The 9,434-nt window shown below is 55.6% G+C and carries 8 protein-coding genes; 3 read left to right on the forward strand and 5 right to left on the reverse strand.

Annotation, left to right across the window (positions count from 1 at the left end):
* Positions 1–159 precede the first annotated feature (159 nt).
* The 3 genes from CBW22_RS09575 to CBW22_RS09585 form a co-directional block, all read right to left on the reverse strand.
* Positions 160–1,002: a MurR/RpiR family transcriptional regulator gene (locus CBW22_RS09575; RefSeq protein WP_088516544.1), complete on the reverse strand. Its 843-nt coding sequence runs from the start codon at positions 1,000–1,002 to the stop codon at positions 160–162.
* Between the two features lie 353 nt (positions 1,003–1,355).
* Positions 1,356–3,269 carry a bifunctional 5-dehydro-2-deoxygluconokinase/5-dehydro-2-deoxyphosphogluconate aldolase gene (locus CBW22_RS09580; RefSeq protein ID WP_021507392.1) on the reverse strand — a complete coding sequence of 638 codons (1,914 nt, stop codon included), beginning with the start codon at positions 3,267–3,269 and terminating at the stop codon, positions 1,356–1,358.
* Between the two features lie 300 nt (positions 3,270–3,569).
* Positions 3,570–3,755, reverse strand: coding sequence for a hypothetical protein (locus CBW22_RS09585; RefSeq protein ID WP_088516545.1), 186 nt, complete (start codon positions 3,753–3,755; stop codon positions 3,570–3,572).
* Between the two features lie 59 nt (positions 3,756–3,814).
* On the opposite strand from CBW22_RS09585, the gene iolD reads away from it, so the two are divergent.
* The 3 genes from iolD (at position 3,815) to iolE (ending at position 7,793) form a co-directional block, all read left to right on the forward strand.
* Positions 3,815–5,749, forward strand: coding sequence for a 3D-(3,5/4)-trihydroxycyclohexane-1,2-dione acylhydrolase (decyclizing) (gene iolD, locus CBW22_RS09590; protein ID WP_021507393.1), 1,935 nt, complete (start codon positions 3,815–3,817; stop codon positions 5,747–5,749).
* A 64-nt stretch (positions 5,750–5,813) separates the two neighbouring features.
* Positions 5,814–6,827 carry a Gfo/Idh/MocA family oxidoreductase gene (locus CBW22_RS09595; RefSeq protein WP_088516546.1) on the forward strand — a complete coding sequence of 338 codons (1,014 nt, stop codon included), beginning with the start codon at positions 5,814–5,816 and terminating at the stop codon, positions 6,825–6,827.
* Between the two features lie 69 nt (positions 6,828–6,896).
* On the forward strand, positions 6,897–7,793 hold the full coding sequence (iolE, locus tag CBW22_RS09600) for a myo-inosose-2 dehydratase (RefSeq protein ID WP_058770955.1): 897 nt from the start codon (positions 6,897–6,899) through the stop codon (positions 7,791–7,793).
* 80 nt (positions 7,794–7,873) lie between these two features.
* On the opposite strand, the gene CBW22_RS09605 is transcribed toward iolE, so the two are convergent.
* Together CBW22_RS09605 and CBW22_RS09610 are read right to left on the reverse strand one after the other, a co-directional pair.
* On the reverse strand, positions 7,874–8,323 hold the full coding sequence (locus CBW22_RS09605; RefSeq protein WP_088516547.1) for a DUF943 family protein: 450 nt from the start codon (positions 8,321–8,323) through the stop codon (positions 7,874–7,876).
* Positions 8,323–9,159, reverse strand: coding sequence for a DUF3289 family protein (locus CBW22_RS09610; RefSeq protein ID WP_088516548.1), 837 nt, complete (start codon positions 9,157–9,159; stop codon positions 8,323–8,325). Before CBW22_RS09610 ends, CBW22_RS09605 begins: the two co-directional genes overlap by 1 nt.
* Between the last annotated feature and the right edge of the window lie 275 nt (positions 9,160–9,434).

Genomic DNA, 9,434 nt, shown 5'->3' on the forward strand with positions numbered 1-9,434 from the left:
GCGATGGCGGGAAGCTTCGTATTACCCGGCCGTCGTCAGCGGCATTATCCGCGGGCGGTAAAAAAGAAACCGCAGCGTTATCCGCTGCGGCGTCCTTAAAAGCTTAACTGACAAGCATTAAGCCAGATGGCTGCCTTTGTTCCATTCGGTACACGGGGTTTATTCGTTGCTGCTGTTATTCAGCGCCAGCGACACCGCCAGGGTTTGCGCCAGGCACAGCGAGGCCACCTGCGAGCGGAAGCCATCTACCTGCGCTTCGCGCACCACAAAACAGACATCGCTGAACGCCGCCAACGGGCTCACCTGGCTGTCGGTGATGGCGATCTGATGCGCGCCACGTTTAGCGCCCAGCTCCACCAGTTCCACCGCTTCACGTGCATACGGCGAGTAGCTGATAGCGATGACCACGTCTTTCGGATTCACCATGCTGAGCTGTTCAGTGAACATGCCGCCCAGGCCATCAATCAGAAAAGCGCGACGCTCCAGATGGCGCAGCGCATACACCAGATACGAGGCCACGCTGAACGATCGGCGCAGACCGATGATGTAGATGTTCTCCGCCTCGTTGAGCATTTTCACCGCTTTGTTAAGCTGGTCGGGATTCACCTGCATCGCCAGCTGCTGCAGCGCCTGGCTGTTGACCATGGTAAAGACGTTGAGGATCTCCACCGGGCTCTCCGGTGAGCTGGCGCTGTCGTCGGTGGCCGTCTGGCGGAACAGGCGCGCCCGTTCGGTATAGTTCACGGTCTCTTCCATCAGGTGCTGACGAAAGACCTGTTTCATTTCGTTGAAGCCGCTAAAGCCGAACGCGTTGGCGAAGCGGATCAGCGTGGAGGGCGGAACATCCGCCTGCTGGGCGATAGAGGCGACGGTATCAAACGCGATGCTGTTGCTGTTATCAAGGATATAACGAGCCACCTGCTTCAGGCGTTTACTCAGCGTCTCGTAGCGACGACGGATATCGTCCTGTAACAAGGTTAATTGCGTTGGGTTATTGGTCATTACTTCGGCCCGTCAGAAAAGGAAATATGGCTGGATAATGAGCGCTATAGTACCAGATGGATGGAAAATTTCATTTGTTTGACGCTATCGTGAAGGCTATTTCATCGGTTTATGAATTGCCTCACAAAACTCAGGGGGTTGAAGGCTTTCCCTCACCCTAACCCTCTCCCGCACGCGGGAGAGGGGACAGTCTGGAGCGGTCTGATCGGTCTGACAGGCCTGTTACAATGCTTAACGACCTGCCTGAACGGCTCCCTCTCCCGGTGGGAGAGGGCGGGGGTGAGGGCATCCGCGCGCAACACACTAAAAAGCGGCCCGTCAGGCCGCTTCTCAGTACATCCTCTTCAAATGCGTCAGCCGCGCGCGGCGCGCCAGTAGCCAATCAGGCGCAGATAATTGCCTTTCACGGTCTCAATCAGCGCTTTATCATCCAGCTCACCGTTCAGCCACTGGCGTGACGGCTGGCCAAAAATGGTGCGACCGACGGCAAAACCTTTCACCCACGTCGCCTGAGCAGCGGCGGCGAAGCCGGCTTTCAGCTTCTCTTCCGGCGCATCAAGACCGAGTAACAGAATGCCGCGACAGTGCGGATCCTGCTGCTCAATCAGCTCGCCGATCGCCTGCCAGCTCTCCGCCGTCAGCGGTGGTAGCTTCCACCAGTCCGGCTGCACGCCCAGACTATAGAAGTGGCTCAGCATGTCGTAATAGTAGGACTCGTTACGGTCCGGGTTGCTCTCCGGCAGAATCACTTCCAGCAGCAGCTCGTGCCCGCTTTTGTTACAGCTGCGCCACACGTCAAGAACCAGCTCGTCCTGCTCTTTACGCAGTTCAGCACTGTCATGGGGATGGTAAAACACCAGGCACTTGACGACGTGTTCGGCCGGCCAGTCCACCAGCTGAGAGCCAATATTGCCGTGCTCAAGACGCAGTGGCCGTGAGCTCGGCAGCTCGATGGGCCGCCCAATCCACCAGTGCTTGCCGGTGATGGCGTTGAGCGCTTTCTGGCCGTACGTGGTATCCGCCAGGATGCCACTCTTCTCATTGAGACCGGCTTCGTTAGCCGCCTCCTGTGCCGCCTGCAGCAGCAGCAGTTTCAGTTGCGGAATGCGCTCCTCGCTGACACCCGCTTCGCGCGCCATATCGGCCAGCTGTTTACGGTGGTCAAAGGCGAACACATTCAGCTCCGGCCACTGCTGCTTACGCGTGGTAACGCGATGCAGATGATTGAGGCGCGCGTCCAGATCCGGGCGTTTCACCGCGTTATCGCGGCTGAGGAAATCGTCCAGTTCCTCTTTGGTTGGCATCGCTGGCGCACAGCCGTGACGGGATACCACCAGCGCGCCACAGGCGTTGGCGTAGCGGCACGCCTGCTCCCAGCTCTCATCGTTGAGCCAGCCGCGCAGCAGGCCCGACATAAACGCATCGCCGGCACCCAGCACGTTGAGCACCTCAACGCGCACGCCGCTGTGCAGGCGCGTCTGTTCCCAGCTATCGGGAATCTCGCCCTCAAACACCACACAACCCAGCGGCCCGCGTTTGCAGACCAGCGTGGCACTGCTGGCCTTACGCACATTTTTCAGCGCGGTCAGCGTATCAGTGCTGCCACCGGCGATATGGAACTCTTCTTCCGTTCCGACGATCAGATCGAAATAGTGCACCACTTCCTGTAGCTGCTGCGTCACCTGGCCGGATTCAATGAAACGTGTTTCACCGTCACCCAGTGAGGTCAGACCCCATAGCACCGGGCGATAATCGATATCCAGCGCGGTGCGCAGACCGTTGCGCCGGGCGATATCCAGCGCTTTCAGCACCGCCGCCCGCGTGTCCGGATGCGACAGGTGGGTGCCGGTTACCGCCACGGCGCGGGACGAGGTAATGAACTCTTCGCGAATGTCCTCAGGAACCAGCCCCATATCCGCACAGTTGTCGCGATAGAAAATCAGCGGAAAGGTCTCTTCGTCTTTGATGCCGAGAATCACCAGCCCGGTCAGGCGCTGCTTATCGGTGATCAGCCCGTCAGTATTGCAGCCAACGCGCTGCAGCTCTTCACGCAGGAAGCGGCCATTGTGTTCGTCACCGACGCGCGCCAGCATCGCCGACTTCAGCCCCTGAATCGCGGTGCCATAGGCTACGTTGCCGGAAGAGCCGCCGAGGTATTTGTTAAAGCTGGTCATATCTTCCAGGCGCGAGCCAATTTGCTGGCCGTAAAGATCGACGGCGATGCGTCCAATACAAATCACATCAAGCCGCTTCTGTTGTGTACTCATACTGATGGTTTCCTTCTGTGATAAGCAGACACGGCGGGCGCTGCCGCCCACTATCAAGCGCAATGCTTCCGGGGTCTCGGGGTGCCTGACTGGCTATGTGGGCAGTATGAGGAATAAAAATTCCAAACACAATATGAAATGAAACATCCATCGCGATTTTGTGAGCCAGGTAAAACTCTGGTGCCGCTACCTTTCCCGCCCTTTACGGCTTGCCCGTTTCGCGGGTGCTCTGGCTTGTGAGCCAGCTCGCAGGAAATGATGACGGATGAGAGGAAGCTGCTGACGTGAAATGAAATTTCGTTATGATGGCTGAGGCACAGCAGGCTGTTTCACTTTGCTGTCATCCCGTCCCATCGCCAGCCACGTTTCAGCGCCGAATTTGATCTTCATCGCAAAATGAAATGTTTCTTCTGTAATCAGGTTTAATGGAAAAAACATTTGTTTATAATCGCCACACGTTTCACTTAGCGTCGGGCGCGTTTTCACCGCCGACCCGAACCGCGTCGTACCCCCTGAGCGGGTACCACATGTAAAGGAAGAAGCATATGGGCACTATCAGACTGACTACCGCACAGGCGCTGGTGAAATTTCTGGATAACCAGTACCTGAACGTTGACGGCGTTGAAACCAAATTCGTGCACGGCATCTTTGCTATTTTCGGCCACGGCAATGTGCTCGGCCTCGGCCAGGCGCTGGAGCAGGACAGCGGCGATTTACAGGTATATCAGGGCCGTAACGAGCAGGGTATGGCGCACGCTGCCATCGGTTTTGCCCGGCAGTCGCTGCGCCGTCAAATCATTGCCTGTACCTCTTCCGTCGGACCGGGTGCCGCCAACATGATTACCGCGGCAGCCACGGCAACAGCCAACCGGATTCCACTGCTGCTGCTGCCGGGCGATGTGTTCGCCACGCGCCAGCCGGACCCGGTGCTGCAGCAGATCGAGCAGAGTCACGATCTCAGCATCAGCACCAACGATGCCTTCCGCGCAGTGAGTAAATACTGGGACCGCGTGAGCCGTCCGGAACAGCTGATGACCGCCTGTATCAATGCGCTGCGCGTGCTGACCGATCCGGCGGAAACCGGGGCGGTAACGCTGGCGCTGCCGCAGGATGTGCAGGGCGAAGCCTGGGATTTCCCGGAATACTTCTTCCAGAAACGCGTGCACTTGCTTGACCGGCGTCTCCCGACGGCGGCCCAGCTGGACGCGGCGCTGGCATTGATTGCGCGTAAGCACAAGCCGCTGATTGTAGTGGGTGGCGGCGTGAAATACTCCGATGCTGGTCAGGCGCTGCTGAGCTTTGCCGAGCGTTTCAATATTCCGTTTGCCGAAACGCAGGCCGGCAAAGGCACCATCGTTTCCGACCATCCGCTGAACGTGGGCGGCGTGGGTGAAACCGGCTGTCTGGCGGCGAACCTGCTGGCCAAAGAGGCCGATCTGGTGATCGGTATTGGTACGCGCTATACCGATTTCACCACGGCCTCAAAATGGATCTTCCAGCATCCGGAAATCAGCTACCTCAACATTAACGTCAACAACTTCGACAGCTACAAGCTGGATGGCGTGCAACTGCTGGCGGATGCACGCGAAGGATTAACCGCGCTGGAAGCCGGACTGAATGGCTTTGAGAATCACTGGGGTGGCCAGATTGAACAGGCGCAGAGCAAGCTGCTGAAAGAGACGCAGCGCGTGTACGCCGCTACTTTCAACACCGACGACTTTATTCCGGAAATCGCTGACCACATCGATCGCACCGCGCTGTTCGCCGAGTTTGAGCGTTTGACAAAATCGGTGCTGACGCAGAGCAGCGTGCTGGGCACCTTAAACGAACAGCTGCCAAAGGATGCGGTGATTGTTGCCGCCGCCGGCAGTCTGCCGGGTGACCTGCAGCGCGTATGGCGCACCAAAGATTACAACGCGTATCACGTTGAGTACGGCTACTCGTGCATGGGTTACGAAGTGAATGCCGCGCTGGGCGTGAAGCTGGCACAGCCGCAGCGCGAAGTCTACGCCATGGTGGGTGACGGCTCGTTCATGATGCTGCACTCCGAGCTGGTCACCTCGATTCAGGAAGGGGCGAAAATCAACGTCATCCTGCTGGATAACATGACCAATGGCTGCATCAACAACCTGCAGATGGAACACGGCATGGACAGTTTCAACACCGAGTTCCGCTTCCGTAATCCGCAGGGCGGCAAGCTGGATGGCGGCTTCGTGCCGGTTGATTTCGCGGCGATAGCCGCCGGCTACGGCTGTAAAACCTACCGTGTCACCACGCTGGAGCAGCTGAAAGCGGCGCTGGAAGATGCGCAGCAGCAGACGGTTTCGACCCTGATTGACATCAAAGTGCTGCCGAAAACCATGGTGCACAAATACTTCAGCTGGTGGCACGTCGGCGTGGCGCAGGCTTCCACCTCAGAGCGGACGCAGCAGGTGGCCGACAAGCTCAATCAGCATATTCAACAGGCGCGTAAGTACTAACCCTTTTCAGGCCGGCGCTGCCCGGCCCGTTTTACCCTACTTATCCGACTCTACAGGTGTAATTATGACGCTCAAACTCGGTGTAATCGGTACCGGCGCAATTGGTCAGGAACATATTCGTCGCTGCAACAACGTACTGCAGGGCGCAAAAGTGGTGGCGGTTTCAGACATCAATGTGGAAGGTGCGCGCGCGGCGCTGCAACGGCTGAATATTCAGGCCGAAGTGTATCAGGATGGTCATCAGGTGATTAACTCGCCGGAAGTGGATGCCGTGCTGGTGACCTCGTGGGACCCGACGCATGAAGAGTTCACGCTGGCCGCGATTGCCGCCGGGAAACCGGTGTTCTGCGAGAAGCCGCTGGCGCTAAGCGCGGAGGGCTGCCGTCGCATTGTCGACGCCGAGATCGCGCACGGCAAACGTCTGGTGCAGGTGGGCTTTATGCGCCCGTATGATGCCGGCTATCGCGCGCTGAAAAAGGTGATCACCGACGGTGACATCGGCGAGCCGCTGATGCTGCACTGCGCGCACCGTAATCAGAGCGTCGGGGAGAATTACACCACCGATATGGCCATCACCAACACCCTGATTCACGAGCTGGATGTCCTGCGCTGGCTGACCGAGGATGATTACAAAAGCGTGCAGGTGGTGTTCCCGCGCACGACCTCAAAGTCACACGCGAAGCTGAAAGATCCGCAGATCGTACTGTTTGAAACGCAGAAGGGCATCCGCATCGATGTGGAGATCTTTGTGAACTGCGCGTACGGCTATGACATTCAGTGTGAAGTGGTGGGCGAAGAGGGCATCGCCAGACTGCCGGAGCCGTCGGCGATTCAGATGCGCAAAGATGCCCGCCTTGGCAACGCGCTGCTGACCGACTGGAAAGATCGCTTTATCGACGCCTACGACGTTGAGCTGCAGGCGTTTATCAATGATGTGAAAGCGGGCCAGCTGAGCGGGCCTTCTGCCTGGGATGGCTTTGCCGCGTCGGTGGCGGCCGATGCCTGCCTGAAGGCGCAAACCAGCGGCGCGATTGAGCCCGTTGCCATGCCGCCGCGTCCGGCGTTTTACCTGAAATAATCAGGCGCGTGCGCTAAACCTATCCACGGCAGCGGATTACCGCTGCCTCTCTGTGTCAGGGAGCTGAAAATGAACCAAGAGAACGTCAAACTGGCGATTGCGCCGATTGGCTGGACCAACGACGACATGCCGGAACTCGGCAGCGAAAATACTTTCCAGCAAACGGTCAGCGAGATGGCGCTGGCGGGTTTCACCGGTAGCGAAGTGGGCAGCAAGTATCCGCGCGATCCGGCGGTGCTGAAGCCGATGCTGGATATCCGCGGTATGCAGATTTGTAACGCCTGGTTTAGTACCTTTTTTGCCAACGGTGACAAAGCGAAAACCATCGATCAGTTCATCAACCACATGAATTTCCTGCACGCCATGGGTGCGCGCGTGATTGGCTGCTCGGAACAGAGCAAAAGCATTCAGGGCACGTCGCTGCCGGTGCTGGAGCAGAAGCCGGTTTTCACTGACGAAGAGTGGCGCCTGACGGCAGAAGGTTACAACGAACTGGCGGCGATCGCGGCGCAGAAAGGGATGCGCGTGACGCTGCATCATCACATGGGCACCGGCATTCAGACGCCAGCCGAGATCGACCGTTTTATGGCAATGACCAACGATAACGTCGGTCTGCTGTACGACACTGGCCACATTTACTACTCCGAAGGATCACAGCAGGTGATGCTGGATGTGCTGACCCAGCATCTGCCGCGTATTTTCCACGTGCATCTGAAGGATGTGCGTGACAGCGTGGTGGCAGAGGTGCGCGCAAACTCGCTGTCGTTCCTCGACGGAGTGAAAAAAGGCACCTTCACCGTACCAGGCGATGGCGTGATCGATTTCAAACCGGTATTCAAAATCCTCGATGATTACGGCTATAAAGGCTGGATGGTGGTCGAAGCGGAACAGGATCCGGCCATCGCTAACCCATTCGAATATGCAGTGAAAGCCCGTAAATATATTCGTGACAATGCCGGGCTGTAAATTTGCGTGTTAATTAGCGCAATGAATTGCGCCGCTACGGTATGTATGCGTATTGCTAGCGGCGTAATTGGTTTTTTATATTAATGTTGCTCTTTTTTAATCACCTTGCCATCTGGCGTTTCGATGTAGACACCTTGCTGAAATCTATAGAGGAAATTTCTCTCACGCGTCACGGATACTGACATTAATAGTAATTTGTCAATGCAATTTCGGGGCGGTGCCATGTCCTCAAAGCATAAGCGATCTTTTTTTTCCAGCTCCTGATAGCCTTTGCCAAATCTGAAAAAAGATACACTATTAAAGTTACCATTATCTATTGCGGGGATCTGATACTCAGCCAGGATAGTTCGCCTGTTACTTTGCCACCATGCAATCGCTTTCTGTTGAGAGTGAGGAAGATCATTGACAAGAATATCAGTAATTCCATCAGAATGATGCACCGCTATAACATGGACAGGTGGTGAAGAGAGGGGATAAAAAAAGAGTAAACTACCGCCGATAAATATAATTATTAGAATTAATATTTTCATCAGGCGCCTCCTTCAATATCTATTATTGCTTCCATGTCTGTCAGGAACGGACGAAAACCAAATTTATCGCTACGCTGCAGAATAAACCAGATCTTAAAGAATTGAAACTGGCGAAATTTTGCCTTGTGAATATCAGCAATGTCGAGGCCAAAATGATCCTGTCCATGGTAGCGAAGTCTCGCCTTCCAGCGATTTCCCGCTAATGTAAGATGCATTATATCTATCTTTGTTGCATGCACGTCATGCACCGTTATGCCCAGCCCATTGATTCTGTCTGTGAGAGAGTCGAATTTGGGGAGAATCGTCCGGCCAATTTCTTTTTTCAGGAAAGAGACGCTCGTTGAAGGCAAACATCCATTTTTGTAGTCGAGATTAGCATTCAGAAAGTCCGTAATGATCAGGCGAGTGCTGTTATCACTCTTGTCGTTGAGAATTCTGTCTTTATATGCCATATCCAGCGACAAATCCCGAAACGGCAGGCCGCTGGAGCGCATAAAATGCTCCAGCATCTTATTTATCAGGAAACGTTGCGGGCCAACAAGCGCGAAAGGTAATGACGTGGTTTGCATCTCAGCAAACAGCAGCCTGGCGCACTCCAGCGGTGAAAGCTTTTCGCCAGGTTTCTCATAAGCACCAGCAAAGCGCGACTGGGGATTATGGAAGGGATGCAGCCGCGTCATGTTCCATGGGTCGACCACATTGGAAATGTGGGTGAGGCCGAATTCGTTTTTCATCCGGCGTTCACAGATATCGCCGTAGCGCATATCGTCAGCGCCATAGTCATTAAACATGCGCTGTGTGGTGAAGATATTGAGCGGAAAAGTGGCTAAAGCCATGCGTGATGCTCCTTGTCACTGACGAGTCCGTTAATCCAGTCGCGGATTATTTAGTCAGTAAGCGGAGCGGTGAGAATTGATCTGGTGCAGTGCCTTGTGTGAATAACCTCTCGCCGACACAAAAAGAGAAAAAATAAAAACCTCCGCACGCAGCGTAATGCCGATCAGTTAAGACAAAAATGATCGGTTGAACGATCCGGTCGCTGTGTGAAAATCCGTAATCTCTCATGGATGATTACGGATTTTTTTATGCTCCTCAGCCAGGCCCTTGACGC

This window comes from Pantoea sp. VS1 (genome assembly GCF_002207995.1).
GTDB lineage: Bacteria > Pseudomonadota > Gammaproteobacteria > Enterobacterales > Enterobacteriaceae > Pantoea > Pantoea dispersa.

Coding starts and splice junctions, on each gene's coding strand:
- CBW22_RS09575 (WP_088516544.1), bottom strand. CDS start 1,002: ATGACCAATAACCCAACGCAATTAACCTTGTTACAGGACGATATCCGT.
- iolD (WP_021507393.1), top strand. CDS start 3,815: ATGGGCACTATCAGACTGACTACCGCACAGGCGCTGGTGAAATTTCTG.
- CBW22_RS09595 (WP_088516546.1), top strand. CDS start 5,814: ATGACGCTCAAACTCGGTGTAATCGGTACCGGCGCAATTGGTCAGGAA.
- iolE (WP_058770955.1), top strand. CDS start 6,897: ATGAACCAAGAGAACGTCAAACTGGCGATTGCGCCGATTGGCTGGACC.
- CBW22_RS09610 (WP_088516548.1), bottom strand. CDS start 9,159: ATGGCTTTAGCCACTTTTCCGCTCAATATCTTCACCACACAGCGCATG.
- CBW22_RS09580 (WP_021507392.1), bottom strand. CDS start 3,269: ATGAGTACACAACAGAAGCGGCTTGATGTGATTTGTATTGGACGCATC.
- CBW22_RS09605 (WP_088516547.1), bottom strand. CDS start 8,323: ATGAAAATATTAATTCTAATAATTATATTTATCGGCGGTAGTTTACTC.